Origin of the sequence: Paenibacillus sp. FSL R7-0331 (assembly GCF_000758645.1) — a bacterium.
Lineage (GTDB): Bacteria > Bacillota > Bacilli > Paenibacillales > Paenibacillaceae > Paenibacillus_AQ > Paenibacillus_AQ camerounensis.
The window spans coordinates 3,572,305-3,594,951 of the sequence record NZ_CP009284.1 but is presented as its reverse complement, the minus strand read 5'-3'; the positions used below and the strand labels follow the sequence as shown (position 1 = coordinate 3,594,951).

The window sequence follows — 22,647 nt, the reverse complement described above, 5'->3', positions numbered from 1 at the left end:
TTCAGTTTATCTTCCTCCGTTATGCTACTAGCAACATCACATAAAGGAGTAACGCTTATGATTAAATTACTTAAGAACCTGGAAGCGAAAGAATGGGGCCTGTTCATAGTCAGTGTCCTGTTCATCGTTACCCAGGTATGGCTCGATCTGGAGCTGCCCGATTATATGAGCGATATTACCCGGCTAATTCAAACACCCGGAAGTGAAATGACTGAAATAATGGCTACCGGCGGCTGGATGCTGCTCTGTGCGCTGGGCAGTCTCGCCACCTCCATTATTGTTGCCGGAATCGCGGCCAAAATTGCCGCTAATTTCTCTGCCAGACTCCGATCCAAGCTTTTTAACAAGGTCCAGTCCTTCTCCATGGAGGAAATCAACAGCTTCTCCACCGCAAGCCTTATCACCCGTTCAACGAATGATATCACTCAGGTACAGATGCTGATTGTCATCGGCCTGCAGCTGCTGATCAAGGCTCCGCTGCTTGCTGTATGGGCGATTCTCAAGATTACCGGAAAGAGCTGGGAGTGGTCGCTGGCCACAGGCACTGCTGTCGGCGTGCTGATTGTCATCGTCGGTATTTGTGTAGTGCTGGTGCTGCCAAAATTCCAGAAGCTACAGGTGCTGACAGACAATTTGAACCGGGTAGCCAGAGAGAATCTGACCGGACTTCGTGTCATTCGCGCTTACAACGCCGAGAAATATCAGGAGGACAAATTCGGCGCGGCGAACAACGAGCTGACAAGGACCAATCTATTCGCAAACAATGTGTTATCAGCAATGATGCCGAGCATTACTCTGATCATGAGCGGTCTGAGCCTAGCGATATACTGGATCGGTGCAGTGATGATCCAGAATGCCGGTCCAGGCGCCAAAATGGGACTGTTCTCCGACATGATCGTCTTCTCCTCCTATGCCATGCAGGTCGTCATGGCCTTCATGATGCTGATCATCATCTTTATCCTTATGCCGCGTGCACATGTCTCAGCCAAGCGGATTAATGAGGTGCTGGATACACGCCCGAGCCTGACAGACGGCCAGCTTACCTCCTCCCCTTCCAGACATGCCGGTGAAGTGGAATTCCGCAATGTCAGCTTTAAATACCCGGATGCCGAGGATTATGTGTTGAAGGATATCAGCTTTACAGCCGCCAAAGGTGAAACCGTAGCGTTTATCGGTTCAACAGGCTGCGGCAAGAGCACCGTCGTCAATCTGATTCCGCGCTTCTTCGATGCTACCTCAGGAGAAGTCCTGGTCGGCGGCATTAATGTCAATCAATATGAACAGAGTGCACTGCGTAACAAAATGGGCTATGTATCACAGAAAGCAGTACTGTTCGGCGGAACCGTAACCTCCAATATTGCCTTCGGCGATAACGGGCGTGATCTGGGTTCTGATGTCGTTGATGCCGTTTATACTTCCCAGGCTGCTGATTTTGTTGAGAAAATGGACGGCAGCTACGATGCGCATATTGCCCAGGGCGGAACCAACCTCTCTGGCGGACAGAAGCAGCGTTTATCCATTGCACGGGCCATTGCCCGCCGTCCGGAAATTCTGATTTTTGACGACTCCTTCTCAGCGCTTGATTACAAGACAGACCGCAAGCTGCGCAGTGAGCTGAAGAAGGAATCAAGCGGCACCACGATGCTGATTGTTGCACAGCGGATTGGCACGATAAAGGATGCGGACAAGATCATCGTACTGGAGGCCGGACAAATCGCCGGCATGGGAACCCATGATGAACTGATGGAATCCTGCAGCATTTATCAGGAAATTGCTTATTCACAGCTGTCGAAGGAGGAGCTTGCCTAATGAACAAGAAATCAGACCAGCCAAGCACCTGGAGCCGGCTGCTCCAATATTGCCGGTCGTATATTCCCGTCATTCTTATCGCGGTTATCAGCGCTGCAGCGGGTACGATTCTTACACTGCTCGGGCCGGACCAGCTCTCTGAGCTGACGGATTTGATCACTGCAGGTATCGCGGCCGGCATCGATCTGGATGCTATAGCCTCAATCGGATTTTTCCTGATATTCATCTATGCACTCAGCGCCGTTCTGTCCCTGGGACAAGGACTTATCATGTCAATGGTTACACAAAAGGTATCCAAGAGCCTGAGAAAAGACCTGTCACACAAAATGAACCGTCTGCCGATCTCCTACTATAATAAATCGACAACCGGTGATATTCTGTCCCGGGTTACAAATGACGTGGATACGATCGGGCAGGCGCTGAACCAGAGTGTCGGCACGCTGGTTACTGCTGTCGCCCTGTTCGTCGGCTCGATGGTCATGATGTTCAAGACGAATGTGCTCATGACCTTCACCGCCATTGCTGCTACTGTAATCGGCTTTGGCCTGATGGCGGTAATCATGAAGAAATCACAGAAATACTTCCAGAGCCAGCAGGAATTCCTCGGGAAGATCAACGGGCATGTCGAGGAGGTCTATACCGGCCATACTGTAGTAAAAGCCTACAACGGTGAGGCGCAGATGCGCGGAGCCTTTGATTCACTGAACCAGTCACTGAAGCAGAGCGCCTTCAAAGCGCAGTTCCTTTCCGGCCTGATGATGCCGCTGATGACCTTTATCGGGAATCTCGGATATGTGGCTGTCTGTGTCGTCGGCGCTGTCCTGGCGATCAACGGCTCAATCTCCTTTGGTGTGATTGTCGCCTTCATTATGTATGTCCGGTTCTTCACCCAGCCGCTGGCGCAAATGGCCCAGGCCGCACAGAATCTGCAGGCAGCTTCTGCTGCCAGCAAACGCGTATTTGAATTTCTGGATGCCGCAGAAATGGATAATGAAGATCACAAGGATACCAGGCTCACCGCTGCTGATGGCCATGTAGTCTTTGAACATGTGCAGTTCGCCTATGAGGATACCGATAAGCTGGTAATCAAGGACTTCTCCGCCGAGGTTCAGCCGGGCCAGAAGATTGCCATTGTAGGCCCGACTGGTGCCGGTAAAACGACACTGATTAACCTCCTGATCCGCTTCAATGAGCTGACCGGCGGGGAGATATACATCGACGGCACTCCAATTAGCAGCTTGACCAGAGAGAACCTTCACGATCTTTTCTGTATGGTGCTGCAGGATACCTGGATGTTTGAAGGCACGGTAAGAGAAAATCTCGTCTATAACAAAACAGGCGTGACTGATGCTGAAATGGAAGAAGCCTGCCGTTCTGTCGGCCTGCATCATTTCATTCAGACTTTGAGCATGGGCTATGATACGGTATTGAATGACAAGGTCAATCTCTCCGCAGGCCAGAAGCAGCAGCTTACGATCGCCCGGGCAATGCTTAAGAATGCCCCGATGCTTATTCTCGATGAGGCAACCAGCTCCGTGGATACGCGGACTGAGCTGCTGATCCAGCAGGCGATGGATCAGTTGATGGAAGGCCGAACCTCGTTCGTCATCGCTCACAGGCTCTCAACCATCAAGAACGCCGATGTTATTCTGGTGCTGAAGGACGGTGACATTCTGGAAAGCGGCAATCATCATGAGCTGCTTGCGAAGAACGGCTTCTATGCAGAGCTCTATAACAGCCAGTTTGAACAAGCCTCTTAAGGGTTAGCTGTACGCAAATTTAAAGGGTGTCCCGAGACGGGACACCCTTTTGCTATGCTTATAGAATCGGAGACAGCAGCCTGGCAACAGCCTCTTTAAATTTCATCATCTTCGGCCGTGCTTCATAGCGTTCCAGTGTAAGCTCGGTACAGGACATGCTGTCCTTCAGAAACAGCTCGTGGAGCTCGCCGGCAATGCCTTCATCGCATACGAGGGCATTGACCTCAAAATTCAGGCGAAAGCTGCGGGTATCAATGTTCGTAGTGCCGACTGAGGCGATTTCCTGGTCTACGACTATGGTTTTGGCATGCATGAAGCCCTTCTCATACTGAAGGATTTTGACTCCATAAGGCAGCAGCTCACCGGCATGAGACAGTGTAGCCGGATAGACGAACATATGGTCAGGCTTGTTCGGGATCATAATCCGCACATCCACCCCGGAGAGCAGCGCTATTTTGCAGGCATCCATAAAGCTGGCGTCGGGTATAAAGTACGGCGTCTGAATATACACACTTTTCTTGGCCGATGCGATCAGCTTCAGGTACATATTCTTCAGGTGCTCTGTCTGGGAATTGGGCCCGCTGGAGATGATCTGCACCACACTGCTGCCTGTATGCTTCTCCATCGGGAGAGGGAGCTGCTCAGACTCCTCTTCGCCCCGGGGCGCAGCCTTATTCCAGTCCAGCAGGAACCTGCCAAGAATCTGATTCACCGCGCTGCCCTTCATCCGGAAATGCGTATCGCGCCAGTAGCCCATTTTCTTGTCCAGTCCAAGGTATTCGTCCCCGACATTAAACCCGCCGATGTAGGCGATTTCTCCGTCAATAATACACAGCTTGCGGTGATTCCGGTTGTTGATCCGCAGATTAATCAGCCGGAACAGGGACGGGAAGAACACCTCCACCTTGCCCCCATGATCAATCAGATCCTTGAAAAAAGCCCGTGAGGTCTGGCGCGAGCCGATCTCATCATAGAGCAGTCTCACCTTGACCCCTGCTTTTGCTTTGGCAGTCAGCTCTTCCCTCAGCCTGCGGCCAAGGTCATCCGGCTGAATAATATAATACTGCACGTTGATTTCCTTCTTGGCATTACGGATATCCTGAAACATCGCATTGAATTTGGCTTCACCGTCATCGAAAATTTCAATTTCATTGTCAGATGTAATAAGCGCGTTCGAGGAGCGCAAATTCATTTTAAGCAAATCCGCATACTTGGCGGTCAGTCCTCCCTGATAATCAACGGTCATTACCTGCTCATCAATGGCGGATTGCAGGTAGATCCGTTCTTCTGCGCTGAGCTCATAAAAGTTCCGCTTCTTGAGCTGTCTTCCGAAGAACACATAGAAGATAAATCCCCCTACGGGGATGAAAAACAGGACCATCAGCCAGGCCCAGGTGGACCCGATATCCCTGCGCTCGATGAAAACGACAACTCCGGCCAAAAGGATATTAAGTAGTGTAATAATAGAAACGATTAGTGTGATAATGCTGCTCCAGTCCATTGTCTTGAGAGCCCCTTTCTGCTGCATATGATGCCCTGTCTTGTCCGGTATATTAAATTGTAGATATCCTTGCGGCTCCGGTCAATAACATTATGTGATAGCTATTTATAACCAAACAACCCCCTGCTCTAAGCATCAGCCTGGAGGGAGGGGGAATTGGAGCCTTTATATTCAGGAGTCCTACAGTTTGTTCCGCTTGGACAGCGTGGAATACATCTGCAAAAACCGGGTTATATACAGCTCCGGGTTCAGGTTGCGGCGGATATGCTGCTCCCCCTTCCTCCGGATTGAAGCTCTCAGCGGCTGGTCAAACATCAGGGAGGCAGCGGCTGTAGCCGCTTCGGAGATTAAGCCCAGCCTGTATATTTTACCTGTCTGATTATGCATAACCAGCCTGCGTATCCCGTCAGAGTCTGTAGACAGAACCGGGCAGCGGCATAGCATGGCTTCCGCTACCGCATAACCGAAGCCCTCCAGAACCGAGGTCGAGCACAGCAGCCCTCCGGAATCTCCGATAATGCTTAAATAATCTGCCATATGTTCATGCGCAACGTTAGAATACAGAATCAGCCGGGAAGCTATTCCCGTCTCTGCTACAAATTGCTCGAAGGCTGCTTTTTCATCAGGGTCAAACAGCGTATCATCCTGGAACATCCACAAATACAATTCCGGCCGGATCTTCAACAGCTCAAGTCCGATCTGCAGAAACTCCCTCCAGTTCTTATTCGCCTGCAGCCGGCCTACCCAGGCAAGCACGGGATACTTCCGCGGCGGGTAGGCAGTGTACTCAAAGTTAACAAGCCCCACAGGGTCATCGAAGCAGTAATGCGGCATATCCGGCAGATGCTCCCGGAGCAGCTGCCGCAAATGGGCAGTCTCCGGGTATAGAAGAGCATCGGTATATTTCCTGATTCTTCCTGAGAAATCAGCGATAACTGCCCGGGCTTCCTGAATCCTTCCAAGCCCCTGTAATTCAAATATAAGCAGGCCGGAATACCCATGCCCGCGGATTCTTACGGCCAGGTCAATATCTGTGCATACAACAATCAGATCGAAGGCATGGGCTGCCAGCAGATTAGCGAGCGCTTCATCACTGCGGATAATATGGACGGGGATATTCCGGATGTTCCTCTGCCCTTCACCAGGATGGGTGTAAAGCAGGTGACATTCAATTCCTTGCGCAGCCAGAGCTTCACAGCGCACCCTGTTTAACGTCTCCATTCCCCCGCTGGGATTGTAGAATGTGAATAAAATCTTCATCGCTATCCCTCATTTCCCGCAGGATTATGCAGCATATTCAGCTGATACAGCTCCTGCAGCGCGTCAGTTTTGAACAGCTCATTGGTCAGCGACTGCTTCACTGAAGATACCCCCCTGCTGCGGTAACCGATCCTGGCGTGGTCCGGCGTATAATAATTGGAGATAGAGGTTTCCGTATTTTTTATAAGACCTGCCATCAGGTACTCAATATCCATGTAAGCTGTAAAGAGCTCTGGGCCGAACAGCAGCACATAGGGCGTACTAACTCCCAGCAGCATCCGGTATAACGCATGCTGAACCGAAGCGCCCGGCATCCATACAAATTGGGTTATAGGATGGCTTATACCTGCTAATCCTGCCGATGCCTGATTATCAGCGGACACATCGATAATCCGGAATATATAATTGCTGAAAGTCTGTTCATATATATTCTCGAGTGCATAGTCATGATGCGGATCAGGCGCCTGCACAACGTACAGTATAGTCAAGGCAGGCGGAATCCCGCGGCGGCCGCGGGCCTGCAGCCGGGTTAAATGATAAGTATATCTCCATCTGCGGTGATTCTCCTTACTGGTTAACTGGGCAGAGACGCTATGTGAAGATTGAACCCGGTAATCCATCAGCTCCACCGGCAGGAACCGGATGTCGCAGAATTCTTCCAGCCGCAGCCAGTAATCATAATCCTCCACCGGCTGCATGCGGTATCCGCCTGCCTTTCGGGCAGCCTCTGCTTTATACATGAATGAGACTCCGATAATGGATGAATCGAGCAGCTTAGCCTTGGGCTGTCCCTGATATTGCCGCAGTGCCGCCAGTTTGTGCTCATCGTCAAGCTGGATTCCGTCATTATCAATGCTTCTGAACGAGCTGTAGACAAGCCCAAGCTCAGACGGACCCTTAACGAGTGCTGTCCGCAGCACCTCCAGAAAGGCGGGATCATAGACATTGTCGCTGGATACCCAAGTCAAATAGCGGATTTCCGGATCTCCAAGCAGAACATCAAACCCGGTATTCAGCGCGTGCGCCACTCCAGCATTATCAGGATAAGAGATAATTAATACCCGAGGGTCGCCGGCAGAAAAACAGCTAACCAGCGCTTCCATCTCCGGTGCCCCGTCAATAACAATGACCAGCCGGAATCCGCTGAAGGTCTGTTTCAGCACAGAATCCAGCGCCTGCCGCAGGAAATCCGTTTTCTGGATATACACAGGCATTACAACTCCAACATCCGCCAATCCTTCCGCCCCCTTTTTGAACAGCTTTGTTATTAGTTTATTGCGGAATTGGCGGATTGCCTGTGTGAATTGACCTCACTTCCTTACAGACATATCAAAAAGCGGAAACGTCCCGAATGCAGGACAGTATCCGCTGAATGTGAAATCCATAGAATTCACTAGATTGGCAGCGAGAAAGCAGGTATTTCTGTAAATTCTGACTGCAGTACCCGTTGTTCAATGACCAGGTTCCCAGACTCGTCTAGACCGTAGGAAGAGAAGGCAACCACCGACAATGGATCGGTATTGTCAATCTGTACTTCATAGGCAACGTTACCCGCAATGAAGAACTCTCTGATGTCTGAGGAAAGCGGAGCAACATTATAGCTTGAGACATAAATCGGAGTCAGCGTAAGGGTTGACATCGGGACTGCAAAAATCTCGACCAAAATAGTAGCCGACGCACTACTCAGGTTACGTGTACTGACCGCAATAAAACTGGCCGCTGTTCCGGTAACCCGGGTATTTGTAATAATTCCTGTTGAATAAGGCATCTTCATTCACTCCCTTTCTGTTTTCTATCATTCTATTCCTGTTCACGGCTGTTGATTGAGTCATAAGACTGGGGGTGTTCGCGGGATTTTATCCAGCTGGTCATGTGTACACTCTAAACCTGTAAATGACCATATTATGTAACAAGTACATCAGACGTATAGTAAGGAGTGATTTCGTGACTAATTTTAACTTTGCGGTAACATCAGGGGTGTTTGCAAAGTTTGAGCCTTCGATTGCCGCTAATCTTCTGCTTCCGCAAGTCATGATTGCAGTGGCAGTCGACACCACTTCAGGAACCCCCCAGACCGGACTTTACCGCTCCCTTGACGGAGGAGCTAACTGGACATCGTCTACACTGCCGCTGCCTCCGGGGTTCACCGGAGCTGAAGCTCCCTTTGTCGCTTACGGGTTTCCGAATACCTTTGTAGTAACGGCCCATGTGTTCCCGGGTGCCTCGGATGGAACAACAGTTATTTATACCTCTACTGATAACGGGACCACCTTCAGCCCTCCTGTCATTGTCAACTGGGGATTCGGCACCTATATCAATAATGATGAGACCAATGTCGTTATGGACGCGGGTCAGTCCAGCCCTTATCTGGGTAACATTTATGTATCTTACAACCACCAGTTTAATGTTGCCAACGGCGGAAATTCTACCGCCTTCTTCAGCCGTTTGCAGGCCGGTGCGACCACCTGGAACCAGCCGATCATGCTCTCAAGCATTGATGATCAGGTAGAACGTCCGGACGTCGCAATTGATCTTGTCGGCAATGTATACGGTGCGTGGATCACAACCAATTTACCGTCCCGTTTCCTGATTAGATTATCACAGGATGGGGGAACAACCTTTGCAGATCCTGTACTGGTTTCACTGATCACTCCGGTACCGACTGTCCTTCCCGTTCCTGGCTATGCTTTCCGGGTATTGACCTTTGCAAATGTATCAACCGACCGCTCCAGCGGCCAATTCAGCGGCCGTGCTTATGCTGTATGGCAGGATTTCCGGCAAGGGTACTCCGATGTCCTGATGTCGTTTTCCGATGATACAGGAACGACCTGGTCCAATCCGCTTAGTGTAACAGGAGCACCTGCCGGATCACAGAATTTTTTCCCGGCTATTGATGTTGATCCGCTGCTCGGTGTAGTCAATATCATTTACTACAGTAACCAGGTTAACGGGTTCCTGCTCGATGTATACGTAGCCCGGTCGATCAACGGCGGCCAGACGTTTACCAACACCCGAATCACTAATTCATCCTTTAATCCCAACGGTGTCAGTCCGACCCCGGTACCGCTCATCGGTGATTACATCGATATTACCTCGGTTCCGCCCGGCGGCTACATCGGAGCCTGGGCTGACACCAGCACAGGCTCGCTGAACATTGTTGCCGGCTATTCGGACGTAGTAATCACATAAAAACAAACAAGACCTTCCGGTCACCCGGCGGTCTTGTTTGTTTTACAAGAATTGTTATTTATTCCTTCCCTGACAAGCCCTCAACAACCTTATCGATGTTCCACTTCATCATGCCCAGGTAGGTATCTCCTTCTTCACCTTCCTTGGCAACTGAATCCGTGAAGATCTTGGAGTGAACCGGCACTCCCGTTTCCGCGGAAATCGTCTCCATTGTTTTTGGATTGACACTCGTCTCCAGGAACAGTGCAGGAATACTGTTGTCTTCAATGATTCCAATAATCCGCTTCATTTGCTCCGGTGTTCCCTGACTGTCGGTGTTGATCTCCCAGATGAAGGCGGATTCCAGCCCGTAAGCCTTTGAAAAATATTTAAACGCCCCTTCACTTGTCACCAGAATACGCTTATCCTGCGGAATCTGCTGTACTGCATCCTTTGCATACTGATCCAGCTCGTTCAGCTCTTGTACATAAGCCTCCTGATTACTGAGATAGTATTCTTCGTTGTCCGGGTCGGCTGCGATCAGCCGTTTAGTCAGGACATCAGCATAACGGACCCCGTTCTGCAGATCCAGCCAGGCGTGGGGATCAACCTGCGTTTCCTTGCCTTTTTCCGTCAGATAGATTGGTGCCACCTCATCCGTCAGGGCAAACGAAACATCTGTTTTGTTCGTCACATCAAGCAGATCCTGGAACCAGCCCTTGCCTGTCTCCAGATTCAAGCCGTTATAGAAGATCAGGTCTGCTCCCGAAACCTTGCTGGTGTCAGCAGGCAGCGGATCATACATGTGAGGGTCCGTTCCGACAGGTACAAGACTGTATACCTCCGCTTTATCGCCGGCAATATTTCTTGCCATATCCGCGATGATCGAATAAGTCGCTACAATCTGCAGCTTATCCTCTCCCTCTCCCCCCGTGGCAGTATTAGTATTTGTATTAGAGCAGGCGGCAAGCAGCAGGAGCAACAGTGACAGCGGAAGCAGAAGCATTTTTTTCATTTTGTTTTCAATCCTTTCCCCAGGAAATTGTTTTTAGGCGAACAAATAAAGGAGATCACAAACAGTGCCATTCCGGTCAGAACAATTGTGGCGCTTGTAGGCAGGTTATAACGGAAGCTAATGATTACACCGGCTATCCCGGATACCGCCCCGGCTGCCGAAGCCAGCAGAATCATGTGAAACAGCGTCTTCGTCCATAAATACGAGGTGGCTGCCGGTATGACCAGCATCGCAATAACCAGCACAATCCCAACCTGTGATAAGGAGGATACCGTCACTACCGACAGGAGTGTCATCAGCAGATAATGATAGAAGCCTGTTCTCAGTCCATAGGCCTTGGCGACCACCGGGTCAAAGGAGCTGATCAGCAGCTCTTTGTACAGCAGGGTAATCATTGCGATAACCACCAGCATGATGATAAAGGACTGGGTCAGCTCCGACTGCGGAACTGCAAGAATATTGCCGAACAGAATATGAGTCAGGTCCAGGCCGCTTCTTGCAAAGGTAATCAGGACAATACCGAGTGCAAAAAAGGAGCTGAGAATGATGCCGATCGAGGTATCGCTTTTGATATTGCTGCGGCTGGTTATAAATTGAATCAGAATGGCTGCCAGCAGTCCGAACAGAGATGCACCAAGCAGAATGTTGATCCCCAGAATATACGACAGTGCCACTCCCGGAAGGACAGCATGGGATAAGGCGTCGCCCATCAGCGACATTTTGCGGAGTACGATAAAGCTGCCCAGCACCCCCGACACAATACCCAGAATCACCGCAGACAATCCGGCATTAAGCGCATAGACCGGAATATCCAGCCAGCCCGATAGAGCGTTAATCATGGCCGTCACCTGCCCCTTTAATCATTACATTGCCAAGGGAAGCCCCATACGCACTACGGATATTTTCAGTTGTAAAGGTGTCTTTCACATCTCCAAAGGCAATCAGCTTTTTGTTGAGAATAATAATTTTGTCAAAATAGTCCTCGACCTCATGAAGGTCATGATGCACAACTAGTACTGTCTTGCCTTCCTCGCGGAGCTGCTTCAGCAGCTTGACGATGATGGTCTCACTGACCAGATCAATCCCGACGAACGGTTCATCCAGAAAAAAGAGCTCTGCCTGCTGGGCAAGCGCCCTGGCTATAAAGACCCGCTGCAGCTGGCCCCCCGACAGATTGCTGATCTGCCTGTTCGCCAGATCACTGATATCCACCATAGCCATGCAACGTTCCGCGGTCTCCAATTCTTTCTTGCCTGGACGCCGGAAGAGCTTTAAGCCCGGGTAAGTACCGGTCAGCACTGTGTTGCGTACCGTGATCGGAAAGGTCAGGTCAATATCATTTTTTTGAGGTACATAGGCAATACGCCGCTTCCAGCCGGATATATCCGTCCCCTCAATCTTTACGGAGCCGCTCCGTTTTTTGACAACCTCCAGCAGCGCCTTGATAAAGGTTGATTTACCTGCGCCGTTTGGCCCGATGATGCCGACTGAATAACCCAAAGGGATGTTCAGATCTATGCTCTCCAGAACCGGATTGCCGAAATAATCCACGTTCAAATTGTTGATCTCAATCACAGTATCGTCTCCTGTCTCCAGATTAGGGTTTTATGTAGTTTTCTGCCCCGTCTATCCATTTGTTTATGATGGACAAACATTTTCATTATTGTTAACTTTTTTTCATAGAACAACTTTTGTTTCCTTCGGGAAACTTTTATTCTTAGGTACAATATATTTAACCCAAAGAAATTTGTCAACATTATTTTAAATTTTTTGGATTTTTCAGCTCAAAAAAACCCAGTCCGTCGATCAGGCGGCTGGGCTTGCAGATGCACAGTAGTAATAGTAATAAGTCCGGGATTATCCCATTTTAATGACTGCCTTAACAACCTCTTCCTTGTTGCCGATGACAAAATCAAACGCCTTCTGGGATTCTTCGAAGCTGAATTTGTGTGTAACGATGCCTTTAACGTTGATTTTTCCGCCTGAAATCGCGCCGATTGCGGCGGGATACAGGTTGCGGTAGCGGAAGACCGACTTTATGTCCGCCTCTTTGAACATAATCTGCATGAAATCAAAGTCTATGATATCCTTAGCCGCAAGGCCTACAAGTACTATACTGCCGCCCCGTTTGACCAGATATGGTGTCTGTTTCACCGTATGCTCACTGCCAGCCGTTTCGATTACTTTATCCATCCCCTGTCCATCAGTCAGAGCAGCGATTACTTCGAGTACATCTTCCTGCTTGGCGTTGATAACCTGCGTAGCGCCGAGGCGCTTGGCCGCTTCCAGCCGTTTCCCGATTATGTCGACCACGACGATATCCGTAGCCCCGAAGGCTTTGCAGGCCAGCAGCGTAACCAGCCCGATACAGCCTGCACCCAGAATCACAACATGGTCACCCAGCTTGATACCCCCTTGGGAGGCGGCATGCAGTCCTACGGACAGTGGCTCCACCAGTGCTCCTTCTTCCGAGGACACGTTGTCCGGCAGCTTGAACGCCATATTTTCCGGGAATGCGATATAGTCCACCAGACAGCCGTGATATGGCGGGGTCGCCAGGAATTCGACATCAGGACACAGATTATACTTCCCGCTCTTGCAGAACTCGCATTGGCCGCAGGTAATTCCCGGCTCCAGGGCTACCCGGTCTCCGACCTTCAGATGCCTGACCCCGGAGCCAAGCTGTACCACCCTGCCTGCGCATTCATGACCCAGGATAAAATCCCCCTCAACCACAAAATCACCAATCCGGCCATGCTCCAGATAATGCACATCCGAGCCGCAAATGCCCACATATTCCAGCTTGACGATAACCTCGCCCTCCGCTGGCACCGGCATCTCTATTTCTCTCATTTCCATTTTCTTGAGTCCGGTCATATAAAAGGCTCTGTTCTTCATTATGATTTCTCCTCCATATATTAGACTATAACTTCCAACGCTTCGGCTTTCGCAAGCAATACGCTATGTTGAGATAAGCTATTACCTATTCCGCGTTCTTTACTAATATACTTTTATAAAACATATTAAATAAGATTATATCCAGAATTACTTTGAAGTCAACAAAAATCCAATATAGATGTAACCGGATTCAATTCCTGCTGTAAAATAAACACAAAAAAGCCCCATGCGCAGCAGACTGCACCGTTATTCCGGTACATTTCTGCTGTTGCTGAGACCTAAGTGATCAGATATTATCAATAAACCCGGACACAAGCTCCAGTGCAGCACCTACTGCTGTGGCCTCCAGCTTGTATTTACAGACCCGCAGATAGGAGCCGTCCGCTTCGAAGGTGTTCTTACCAGCTAACAATTCTTGAATGGTACCGATGTACTCTTCCATGTAAGCCCCGGCGTAGCCGCCCAGAATGACATCGCAATCGTAGAGCATCCGCAGATTGTTGATTGCCACCACGAGATAGACAAGATATTCTTCCCAAAGGGCCGTCTGCGGCTCATGACCTGTGCGCAGCAGCCGGAAAAATTCAGAGATGCTGCCCTGTGTGCTGTCTGATAGGATTTTGGCCGAGCAATAAGCATCCATACAGCCCTTCTGCCCGCAGTAGCAGGTATGTCCACCAGGTACAATCGTCATATGGCCGAATTCACCGCTGCGGTGATTCTGGCCGGCATAAATCTGGTTATCAACTATAATGGAGCCGCCCACACTGTTGTTCAGAGAGAGATAGACAACATTATTCAAGTCCTGCTCCCCCCACAATTCGGCGAATCCGGCTGCATTGGCATCGTTGCTCAGTACACATGGGTACGGAATATGCCCGGCGAACTGCCGGACATTCCCCCCTTCGAAATCAATGACCGTGGCATAGCTTACCGTCTGGCGGTCTGCTTCGAGAATTGCAGGCAGTGCAATGCCAACACCGAGGATTCTGCCAGGGTCAATGGCGCACTCGGCTATGAAATCTCCTACCAGCCTGCCCACTCCCTGAAAATAAACCTCATTGTTGGCAAAAGGATATTGGTGACGGACATTCTTCACGATCCTTCCGCTGAGATCAATAGCAACAATTCCAACATGGTTCCGGGTCACATCCAGCCCGATGCTGAATTTAGCCTCACTGTTGCAGGCCATGGCCTTCGCCTTCCGTCCCCCGGTGGATTCGAACAACCCTGTCTCCATAATCAGCTCACGTTCCTGCAGCTCTTTGAGATTCTGGGTAACCGTTGGAAGACTCAGGTTCACTGCCGAGGCAATCTCCTGAATGGAAGTCGAAGGATTATAATACAGGTAACGGTATATGGCATTCCGGTTCATTTTTTTTACGTCCATGCTATTCAAGCGCTGTGCTGCCATATAACAAATCCTCCGGCTTTTATAAATGTATTTCCATAATATGCTGCATTCATCATAATACATCTTTAACCGGACTTGCAATGAATTGGAGTGGTCCAAAGATGGAGCGGACATGATCAATGTTATTCCTGCGCAAAATGGCCCCATCTGAGCCGCCAGCGGAAAAAAGCGGTTCAGATGGGGCTATCCAATTCATCTAATGCAAGTACTTACCGGTAATGGACTCTGCGGCTTCCGCAATCCGGTCAGGTGTACCTTCGTACACAATCTGTCCGCCCCGGCTGCCGCCGTCCGGCCCCAGGTCGATAATCCAGTCAGCCTGGCTGATAACCTCCAGATTGTGCTCAATCACGATCACAGTATTGCCGGCATCCACCAGCCGGTCAAGCATCTCCTGCAGATGGCCGATGTCAGACATATGCAGCCCGGTCGTCGGCTCGTCCATCACATAGATGCTTCCCTGCTTATGCAATTCACTGGCCAGCTTAATACGCTGGCATTCACCGCCTGAGAGAGTGCTGAGCGGCTGGCCTAACGTAATATAGGTCAGGCCGACATCGCTAAGTGCCTGCAGCTTCCGACGTACCTCCTTCAGTTCAAAGAACTCCAGTGCCTGCTCCACAGTCATCTCAAGCACTTCAGCAATCGACCGGCCGTTCAGCGTGTAAGCAAGGACCTCTTCTTTGAACCGTCTTCCCCCGCATACCTCGCAAGGCAGCTTCACTGTATCCAGAATTCCCATGTCGGCATACACCACACCGAGTCCCTGGCAATTCTCGCAGGCCCCCTTGGAATTGAAGCTGAACAAGCCGGGACTGACCTTATTGGCTGAGGCAAATGCTTTGCGCACATCATCCATGATGCCGGTATAGGTTGCCGGATTGGAGCGGGTGGATACACCGATAGATGACTGGTCAATCACAATAGCCTCCGGATGCAGGCTTAGAAATACATCGTTAATCAATGTGCTTTTACCTGACCCGGCAACTCCGGTAACCACCGTTAACACTCCAGCAGGTATATCGACAGAGACATTCTGCAGGTTATGCAGCGAGGCATCCTTAACCGGCAGCTTTCCGCTTGCCTGCCTGAATTGCTGCTTCAATTGCAGCGGGCGCTTCAGATGTGTACCTGTCAAAGTTCCGGACTCCAGCAGCCCCCCGTAGCTGCCTTCGAACACAATATTTCCGCCTCGGCTCCCTGCCTGCGGACCGACATCCACGATATGATCCGCCACCCTGATGACATCGGGATCATGCTCGACCACAATCACCGTGTTCCCTTTATCGCGCAGCTTCTGCAGCAGCTCGTTCAGGCGGTGAACATCCCGGGGATGCAGTCCGACACTCGGCTCATCAAAGATATAAGTAACATCCACCAGACTTCCGCTGAGATGCTTCACCATCTTGACCCGCTGGGATTCTCCGCCGGACAGGGTGTCCGTCTCCCGGTCCAGTGTCAGATAATCAAGCCCGATGTCCACCAGATGCTGCAGCCGTTCGTTCAGCGATTTGACGGCAGGCGCTGCTGCCGGATCACTGATCTCCTGAATAACGCGGCTCAGACGGCCAACCTCCATTGCAGACAGCTCCGCAATGTTGCTGCCGTTGATTCTGCAGCCGAGTGCCGCCTGGCTGAGCCTTGCCCCATGACAGCTCGGACATTTTCCTTCCGTAATGAAGGGGGCTACCATCTTTTGGGTTCGTTCAGACTTCATTTTGACATCCTGCCTGATATATTTACCGGTGAACTTTTCAAGGACGCCCTCTACAGTAATATTGGTGGCCTTACCCGCAAAATCCATCTTTACTTTTCTTGCCTTGGCGTAGAGCAGCTGATCCAGCTCCGCTTCCGTATAGTCACTTAGCTTCTTATCAAGGTCAAAATCTCCGGCCTGGACAATCATATTAAACTCCCAGCCGCCTACCGAATAGTCGGGCAACAGTATTGCGCCATCGTTCAAAGACTTCGACAGATCAAGCGCCTTGTCCATATCGACTCCTAATCTTCTGCCGATCCCGCTGCATTCAGGACACATGCCCTGCGGATCGTTGAAGGAGAACATATTGGCCGGGCCGATATGCGGCTGGCCGACCCGTGAGAACAGCAGGCGCAGGATAGGAGAAATATCAGTAACCGTCCCCATAGTGGAATGGGAGCCTCCGCCCAGACGCTTTTGATCCACGATAACTGCCATACTGAGGTTCTCGATAGCGTCCGTATCCGGCTGCGGAAATTTAGGCAGAAAGGTACGCACGAACATACTGAAGTTCTCATTCAGCAGCCGTGAGGATTCCGCAGCAATCGTATCAAAGACAATCGAAGACTTACCGGAGCCGGAGACACCGGTGAAGATTGTAATTTTCCGTTTGGGGATGCTTAGCGATACATTTTTGAGGTTATTTTCCCTCGCCCCTGAAATAACGATATACTCTTGACTTGACCCGCTCATATTAAGCATCCCTCCGGTTGGTGTTAGTTACAGCAGACACAGGTATTGTACCATTAACTGCCGGAGGAAATCCGGTTCTGATCTAATCTGCAGGATTGAGTATCGCCAGCACCTGATGGTCCTCCCACACGCCGTTAATCCTAACATTACGGACAGCGATGCCTTCCTTGTGGAAGCCAGCCTTCTCCAGGACACGGATTGAACCGGGATTCTTAGGGGAAGCCTCCCCCGTAATCCGGTGAAATTTCAACTCCTCAAAGGCGTATTGCACAACAATGCTCACCGCATCGGTCATATACCCCCTGCCGTTGTAATCCTGATCCAGGCTATAGCCGATCATGCAGCTCTGTAAAGCGCCTCTCACTACAAAAGACAGGCCGACACTGCCGATCACACTGCCATCCTCCCGCCGGCAAATCACGAAGTCATACCTCCGGTCTGTCTCACGGTCTGACTTGCTGTTCACAATAAGCTGAAGCTGATATTCCTCAGTATAAAATTCATCAATGGCGTTCGGAGAATATTTCTCGAAAAATGCCCGGTTACGCCTGTAAATATCCGTTAGAGCCGCAGCATCGGCTTCCTCGGGGAAACGGACATATATTTGCTGATCCACTGTCTTGTCCACTGTCTGCACCACCTGCTAAATATTAATAATAAATCTCTCAAGATTATACGCCTACTGCAATCCGGCAAAATATCCGGTTACAACTTCACGGAAATCGCAGGCTGCCGGCGAAAGATATCTTCCTTTATTCCACAGAAGAGCGATTTCTCTCACGAGACTGCCGTTATCTACCTGAAGATAACTTACCGCTCCGCGTACATCCTGTGCCGTTCCGGGAATAAAAGCAATGCCGATTTCCGCTTCCACCAGCTGAATCAGCCTCGACGGCTCATCTCCTTCATACACATAATGCGGTGTAAATCCCTCTGCGCTGCATACGGAATCAGCCAGATCCCGGGTTCCGTAACCCTTTTTGACACCGACAAAACATTCATCCTTCAGTTCCGCCAGGCCGATAACAGACCTCTCTGCCAGCCGGTGCCCCTTCGGTACTGCAACCAGAAGCGGGTCAATATATACAATCCGTGTCTCAATCTCCTCCGCTTCAAAGGCTGGTGAAGACAGGCAGAAATCCACTTCGCCCCTCTGCAGGCAGTCGGTCATCTCCCGGGTTGTCAGCATCTGGACATGAAAACGAATGTCCGGGCGCTTTTGACGAAAGACCCGCAGAATATTAGGGAGCGCACTCGCCGCGGTCACAGCGAGCTCGAGCGTATCCGGTTCAAGGCTTGCAAGGGATTGCAGCTCCTGCCTGCCCTGGGTTAGTTCAAACAAAGCACGCTCCGCACGCTGTAAAAATCTGCTGCCATATTCATTCAGCTTCAGCCGCCTGCCGTTCCGGTCGAAAAGCGGAACACCAAGATCCTCCTCCAGCCGGGCAATGGTTCTGCTCAGTGAGGATTGCGTAACATGCAGGCTCTGCGCAGCCTCGGTAACATGCTCTAACCGGGCCACCGTTACAAAATATTGCAGTTGCAGAAGCTCCATAGCGCCTCCCTTCATTCCTTTCAGTCACTGAAATCATAACATAAAATGCATTGGAGTAAATATTGGTTTTCAGATACGATGACTATACATTAATTAAGGGGAGGGCTTTAATATGAAGGTAAACAGCAGGTGGTTACTGATTGCAATTGGACTGGGAGTCCTGCTGAATCCGCTGAATTCTTCTATGATCTCAATTGCGTTAATCAGACTGCAGGAAGTCTATCAGCTTGATTATACTTCTGTATCCTGGGTAGTGTTTGCCTTTTACATTGCCAGCAGTATCGCCCAGCCGGTTATGGGCAAAGCCAGCGACCTGTTTGGCCGCCGCCGCATTTTCCTCGCGGGACTTGTTGTTGCATTTGCAGCCTCCATGCTGGCCCCCTTCTCGCCGGGATTTGGCTGGCTGATTGTTTTCCGTATTATCCAGTCCGTCGGGACAAGTATGATGGTTGCAGTCGGAATGGCCATTGTGCGGGTACATATTAAGGAGAATCAGGCTGCTGCCTTGTCTGTGCTGTCCGTCTTTTTGTCAGGTGCTGCGGCAGTCGGGCCTTTTGTTGGAGGCGTTATTATAGCCTGGTGGGATTGGAAAGCCGTTTTTTGGGTCAACCTTCCCTTTACAGCTGCCGGCTTTGTATTGGCCTGGAGGAGTATTCCTGAGGATCATCCGGAGGCGTCGTTGCTTAAAGACCTGCCGTTTACTAAATGGCTGGAAATCATGGACGTTAAGGGAATCATCCTTTTTATGGCCGGGCTGACATCCCTGCTCCTCGGTGTGCTGTCCTTTGAATCTTACGGAACCGCAGCGTTATGGCAGATCCTTACGGTAATAGGCGGACTGGGGTTGCTTACCGTTTTTGTATGGAATGAGCTAAAATCGGCTTCGCCCTTCATTCCCCTGCGCACCTTTGCCCGTTATCCCGCAATGACCCGGGTCAATATAGAGTACATGCTGGTTAATGTACTGTTCTATGCGCTGTTCTTCGGAGTTCCCTCTTACCTGCAGACGGTAAGGGGAGTCAGTGTCATCCAGACAGGCCTTTTAATGCTAAGCCTCGGCCTATGCTCACTTCTAGCTGCCCCGGTTGCCGGACGCTGGGTAGACCGCTCAGGGCCGGGACCTGCTCTAATGCTGTCTGCTTCTCTGATGACGTTCGGTTCTCTATGGCTGGTAATGATGAATGAAGGCTCCCCGGCTGCAAGCATATGCATAGCTCTGGCTGCTTTCGGCCTAAGCAGCGGGCTCAGCGGCGTCGGACTGCAGGCCGCTCTGTTTCAAAGCTCACCGCCAGAAATTATCGGTGTTGCATCCGGTGTATTCAATACCTCAAGGTATTTCGGGACCATCCTGTCTTCCCTGCTGACAGGCCTGGTCATGGGAGGGCAGCTCAGCTCCGGCGGCTTACGGGTGCTTGCCGTTATTCTTACAGCTATCGCATTTCTGCTGATCCTTCTGAACCGGCAGCGCCTGCGCGCAGGATTCCGATAAAGTTGACAGCTGCCTTACTCAGGAACGGCCGTTTCAGCCAGATGACAGCAGAGCTTGATACCGCATGCGGGTCATCAATCCGGTAATAGCGGATGCTCCGGCTGGCATGTCTGCTTAGTGAGGTCTCCGGCAAAATGGAAGCACCGAACCCGGAAGCTACCAGCCCGATAAGCATTCCGATGTCAGAGCATTCTCCAATAATGCGCGGGGACAGTCCCCGGGAGCGGAAATGCTCCAGGATCAAGTTATACAGGCCTAATCCTTCAGTACTCGGAAGGAGCAGCGGGTATCCGGTAATGTCCTCGTAAGATACCCTTTCGTCCGAACGGGTCATCGCATCCGGGACTGTACCACCTGTAACAAAATAGAGGGGTTCATCCCCAAGCATCAGGCAGTCAAAATCCTCCAGATCAATTGGCAGACGGACAATTGCCAGATCAAGCAGCTTATCACGGACCAGCTGAATCAGTGTATTTGTTTCATTTTGCTGGATTTTGAACGTTACCTTCGGGAACTTATCCCGGAACCGGCTGAGCGCGCCGGGCAGACGGGAATCGGACAAGGTATTCACCCCGATTGCCAGCCTGCCGCGGATACCCTGTCCGCTTTCACGCGTTTCTGCCTTCGCTTCATCCATCAGACGGGTAATCGTCAGGGCATGCTCATATAGCGTTCTCCCGGAAGCAGTCAGCTCCAGCTGACGGCCGTTCCGGTGAAACAGCTGCACGCCAAGCTCCGTCTCCATCAGCTTCAGCTGCTGGCTCAGCGGAGGCTGGGACATGTGCAGCTTCAGCGCCGCAGAGGTGACCTGACGTTCCTCCGCAAGGGCTATGAAATACCGCAGCTGCCTGATATCCATAGGCTCAGCTCCTTAATAAAATGAAAAGTATATGATTATCATATACTTTTGCTATATTTATAATATTATTCATATAGTTCACTCCATGATACCATGCTTATGTAAACTTACGCAGAAAGCTGGTAAAGAATCATGCAATGGAACAAGTACAAAGACCACCTGAGCTTATTGCCCGCAGGCGTGCAGTGGCTTTTCTTTTTGTTTACCAATACCGTGCTGGTCCCTCTGTCAGTGGGCCATGCGCTGGGAATGGCTGCAGGCGACATTACCTCTTCTATGCAGCGTTCCTTTATTCTGACCGGCCTGCTATGTATGGTCCAAGCTTTATGGGGGCACCGCTATGCTCTGATGGATGGTCCGGCAGGCATTTGGTGGGGGCTGGTATTGGGAATCATCTCTTCTGCTCCGGCGATGGGCATGAATCCTGCATCCGTGGCAGCGAGCCTGACCGGAGGTTTTCTGCTGGCCGGCGTAACCGGTAGTCTGCTGGCACTACTGGGCTTTCTTAAACTGCTGCAGCGACTGTTCAACCCCGTCGTGATGGGTATATATCTGCTGCTGCTTACCTTTCAGCTGGCCAATACCTTTTTTAAAGGTATGATCGGCTACAGCACCGGCGGCAAATGGGACTTGCAGCTCGCCGGACTGTCGCTCGTCATCATTCTGTTCGTTTCCTTCATCCATTTGAAGGCCAAAGGCAAGCTTAGCCAATTCTCCCTGCTGCTTGGCATCATAGCCGGATGGATAGCCTACGTCATCTGCTTCGGCAGCTCCGGGAGCACTGGAACTGCCGAAGCAGTAAGTGCGGCGGCTGTCTGGCAATGGCTGCCCTGGGGCAAGCCGTCCTTTGAGCCTGGCATCGTCATTGTCGGCCTGCTTGCCGGGCTTGTTAACATGACCAATACATTAACCAGTCTGCTGGCCGCAGATAAGCTGTACCAGCAGCAAGCTACTGAGAAGCAGTATATCCGCTCGCTGCTGTTCACTAATCTGTTTTCGGTTGCCGGTGCCTGCTTCGGACTGATTCCGTTCGGCACATTCGCCTCCTCTATCGGATTCCTGGAGAATACGAGGGTGCTGCGCCGGTCAGCTCTGATTATCGGGGCAGCCCTGCTTATGCTGGTCGGCCTCATTCCGGCCTTGAGCAGCTGGCTGGCGCTGCTTCCGATGTCTGTCGGCAGCGCAGTGCTGTTTGTCGCCTACCTGCAGATGTTCGGCACGGCGCTGAATACCCTGGGCCGCACTGCACTTAATTCCAAAACGATTTACCGTGTAGCACTCCCGGTACTGACCGGAATCGGAATCATGAATATTCCCGCAGCTGCCTTTGCTGACTTCCCTCCGCTGCTGACTCCGGTCGCCTCCAACGGTCTGGTCGTTGGCGTCATACTGGCTATTGTCATGGAGAACCTTATTCCATGGAGCCAATTCGAGCCTAAGACTCCCAGCCTGCCGGCGTCCAGATAA

Annotated in this window: 18 protein-coding genes; 5 read left to right on the top strand and 13 right to left on the bottom strand. The window is 50.9% G+C overall.

What is annotated here, in order from left to right; all coding sequences use genetic code 11:
- Positions 1-57: 57 nt before the first annotated feature.
- Positions 58-1,809 (top strand): ABC transporter ATP-binding protein, encoded by a 1,752-nt coding sequence (locus tag R70331_RS15105; RefSeq protein WP_042176847.1) that lies wholly within the window; start codon positions 58-60, stop codon positions 1,807-1,809.
- Positions 1,809-3,569, top strand: coding sequence for an ABC transporter ATP-binding protein (locus R70331_RS15100; protein ID WP_042176844.1), 1,761 nt, complete (start codon positions 1,809-1,811; stop codon positions 3,567-3,569). The genes R70331_RS15105 and R70331_RS15100 overlap by 1 nt, the downstream gene beginning before the upstream one ends.
- Before the next feature lie 58 nt (positions 3,570-3,627).
- Here R70331_RS15100 and cls read toward each other — a convergent pair whose 3' ends face one another.
- The 4 genes from cls to R70331_RS15080 form a co-directional block, all read right to left on the bottom strand.
- On the bottom strand, positions 3,628-5,070 hold the full coding sequence (cls, locus tag R70331_RS15095) for a cardiolipin synthase (protein ID WP_042176841.1): 1,443 nt from the start codon (positions 5,068-5,070) through the stop codon (positions 3,628-3,630).
- Positions 5,071-5,250: 180 nt separating this feature from the next.
- A complete protein-coding gene (locus R70331_RS15090; protein WP_042176839.1) occupies positions 5,251-6,330 on the bottom strand; it encodes a glycosyltransferase family 4 protein in 1,080 nt (359 codons plus the stop codon).
- Between the two features lie 2 nt (positions 6,331-6,332).
- On the bottom strand, positions 6,333-7,565 hold the full coding sequence (locus R70331_RS15085) for a glycosyltransferase family 2 protein (RefSeq protein ID WP_042176837.1): 1,233 nt from the start codon (positions 7,563-7,565) through the stop codon (positions 6,333-6,335).
- A gap of 158 nt (positions 7,566-7,723) precedes the next feature.
- The gene (locus R70331_RS15080) at positions 7,724-8,098 is read right to left on the bottom strand and encodes a hypothetical protein (RefSeq protein WP_042176835.1); all 375 of its coding nucleotides are present in this window, start codon (positions 8,096-8,098) and stop codon (positions 7,724-7,726) included.
- A gap of 176 nt (positions 8,099-8,274) precedes the next feature.
- On the opposite strand from R70331_RS15080, the gene R70331_RS15075 reads away from it, so the two are divergent.
- Positions 8,275-9,519: a sialidase family protein gene (locus R70331_RS15075; RefSeq protein ID WP_052419069.1), complete on the top strand. Its 1,245-nt coding sequence runs from the start codon at positions 8,275-8,277 to the stop codon at positions 9,517-9,519.
- A 58-nt stretch (positions 9,520-9,577) separates the two neighbouring features.
- Here R70331_RS15075 and R70331_RS15070 read toward each other — a convergent pair whose 3' ends face one another.
- The 8 genes from R70331_RS15070 to R70331_RS15035 form a co-directional block, all read right to left on the bottom strand.
- Positions 9,578-10,513: a metal ABC transporter substrate-binding protein gene (locus tag R70331_RS15070; RefSeq protein ID WP_042176833.1), complete on the bottom strand. Its 936-nt coding sequence runs from the start codon at positions 10,511-10,513 to the stop codon at positions 9,578-9,580.
- Positions 10,510-11,352 (bottom strand): metal ABC transporter permease, encoded by an 843-nt coding sequence (locus R70331_RS15065; protein WP_042176831.1) that lies wholly within the window; start codon positions 11,350-11,352, stop codon positions 10,510-10,512. Before R70331_RS15065 ends, R70331_RS15070 begins: the two co-directional genes overlap by 4 nt.
- Complete coding sequence (locus R70331_RS15060) at positions 11,345-12,085, bottom strand: metal ABC transporter ATP-binding protein (protein WP_197071488.1); 741 nt, start codon at positions 12,083-12,085, stop codon at positions 11,345-11,347. The genes R70331_RS15065 and R70331_RS15060 overlap by 8 nt, the downstream gene beginning before the upstream one ends.
- A gap of 285 nt (positions 12,086-12,370) precedes the next feature.
- Entirely contained in the window at positions 12,371-13,411 is a 1,041-nt protein-coding gene (locus R70331_RS15055; protein ID WP_042176825.1) for an NAD(P)-dependent alcohol dehydrogenase, read from the bottom strand.
- Between the two features lie 286 nt (positions 13,412-13,697).
- On the bottom strand, positions 13,698-14,825 hold the full coding sequence (locus R70331_RS15050; RefSeq protein WP_042176822.1) for an ROK family transcriptional regulator: 1,128 nt from the start codon (positions 14,823-14,825) through the stop codon (positions 13,698-13,700).
- 196 nt (positions 14,826-15,021) lie between these two features.
- The gene (locus tag R70331_RS15045; RefSeq protein WP_042176820.1) at positions 15,022-17,277 is read right to left on the bottom strand and encodes an ATP-binding cassette domain-containing protein; all 2,256 of its coding nucleotides are present in this window, start codon (positions 17,275-17,277) and stop codon (positions 15,022-15,024) included.
- 82 nt (positions 17,278-17,359) lie between these two features.
- On the bottom strand, positions 17,360-17,905 hold the full coding sequence (locus R70331_RS15040) for a GNAT family N-acetyltransferase (RefSeq protein WP_081947627.1): 546 nt from the start codon (positions 17,903-17,905) through the stop codon (positions 17,360-17,362).
- A 51-nt stretch (positions 17,906-17,956) separates the two neighbouring features.
- Entirely contained in the window at positions 17,957-18,832 is an 876-nt protein-coding gene (locus R70331_RS15035) for a LysR family transcriptional regulator (RefSeq protein WP_042176817.1), read from the bottom strand.
- A 112-nt stretch (positions 18,833-18,944) separates the two neighbouring features.
- Between R70331_RS15035 and R70331_RS15030 the strand changes: the two genes are divergently transcribed.
- Positions 18,945-20,321, top strand: a complete 1,377-nt coding sequence (locus R70331_RS15030) for an MFS transporter (RefSeq protein ID WP_042176815.1) — start codon at positions 18,945-18,947, stop codon at positions 20,319-20,321.
- On the opposite strand, the gene R70331_RS15025 is transcribed toward R70331_RS15030, so the two are convergent.
- Positions 20,263-21,180: a LysR family transcriptional regulator gene (locus tag R70331_RS15025; RefSeq protein WP_042176813.1), complete on the bottom strand. Its 918-nt coding sequence runs from the start codon at positions 21,178-21,180 to the stop codon at positions 20,263-20,265. The two genes, R70331_RS15030 and R70331_RS15025, sit on opposite strands and share 59 nt — an antisense overlap.
- Before the next feature lie 132 nt (positions 21,181-21,312).
- Here R70331_RS15025 and R70331_RS15020 point away from each other — a divergent pair, with 132 nt between their 5' ends.
- Positions 21,313-22,647 (top strand): uracil/xanthine transporter, encoded by a 1,335-nt coding sequence (locus R70331_RS15020; protein WP_042176811.1) that lies wholly within the window; start codon positions 21,313-21,315, stop codon positions 22,645-22,647.

Coding starts and splice junctions, on each gene's coding strand:
- R70331_RS15105 (WP_042176847.1), top strand. CDS start 58: ATGATTAAATTACTTAAGAACCTGGAAGCGAAAGAATGGGGCCTGTTC.
- R70331_RS15100 (WP_042176844.1), top strand. CDS start 1,809: ATGAACAAGAAATCAGACCAGCCAAGCACCTGGAGCCGGCTGCTCCAA.
- cls (WP_042176841.1), bottom strand. CDS start 5,070: ATGGACTGGAGCAGCATTATCACACTAATCGTTTCTATTATTACACTA.
- R70331_RS15090 (WP_042176839.1), bottom strand. CDS start 6,330: ATGAAGATTTTATTCACATTCTACAATCCCAGCGGGGGAATGGAGACG.
- R70331_RS15080 (WP_042176835.1), bottom strand. CDS start 8,098: ATGCCTTATTCAACAGGAATTATTACAAATACCCGGGTTACCGGAACA.
- R70331_RS15070 (WP_042176833.1), bottom strand. CDS start 10,513: ATGAAAAAAATGCTTCTGCTTCCGCTGTCACTGTTGCTCCTGCTGCTT.
- R70331_RS15065 (WP_042176831.1), bottom strand. CDS start 11,352: ATGATTAACGCTCTATCGGGCTGGCTGGATATTCCGGTCTATGCGCTT.
- R70331_RS15055 (WP_042176825.1), bottom strand. CDS start 13,411: ATGAAGAACAGAGCCTTTTATATGACCGGACTCAAGAAAATGGAAATG.
- R70331_RS15050 (WP_042176822.1), bottom strand. CDS start 14,825: ATGGCAGCACAGCGCTTGAATAGCATGGACGTAAAAAAAATGAACCGG.
- R70331_RS15045 (WP_042176820.1), bottom strand. CDS start 17,277: ATGAGCGGGTCAAGTCAAGAGTATATCGTTATTTCAGGGGCGAGGGAA.
- R70331_RS15035 (WP_042176817.1), bottom strand. CDS start 18,832: ATGGAGCTTCTGCAACTGCAATATTTTGTAACGGTGGCCCGGTTAGAG.
- R70331_RS15030 (WP_042176815.1), top strand. CDS start 18,945: ATGAAGGTAAACAGCAGGTGGTTACTGATTGCAATTGGACTGGGAGTC.
- R70331_RS15025 (WP_042176813.1), bottom strand. CDS start 21,180: ATGGATATCAGGCAGCTGCGGTATTTCATAGCCCTTGCGGAGGAACGT.
- R70331_RS15020 (WP_042176811.1), top strand. CDS start 21,313: ATGCAATGGAACAAGTACAAAGACCACCTGAGCTTATTGCCCGCAGGC.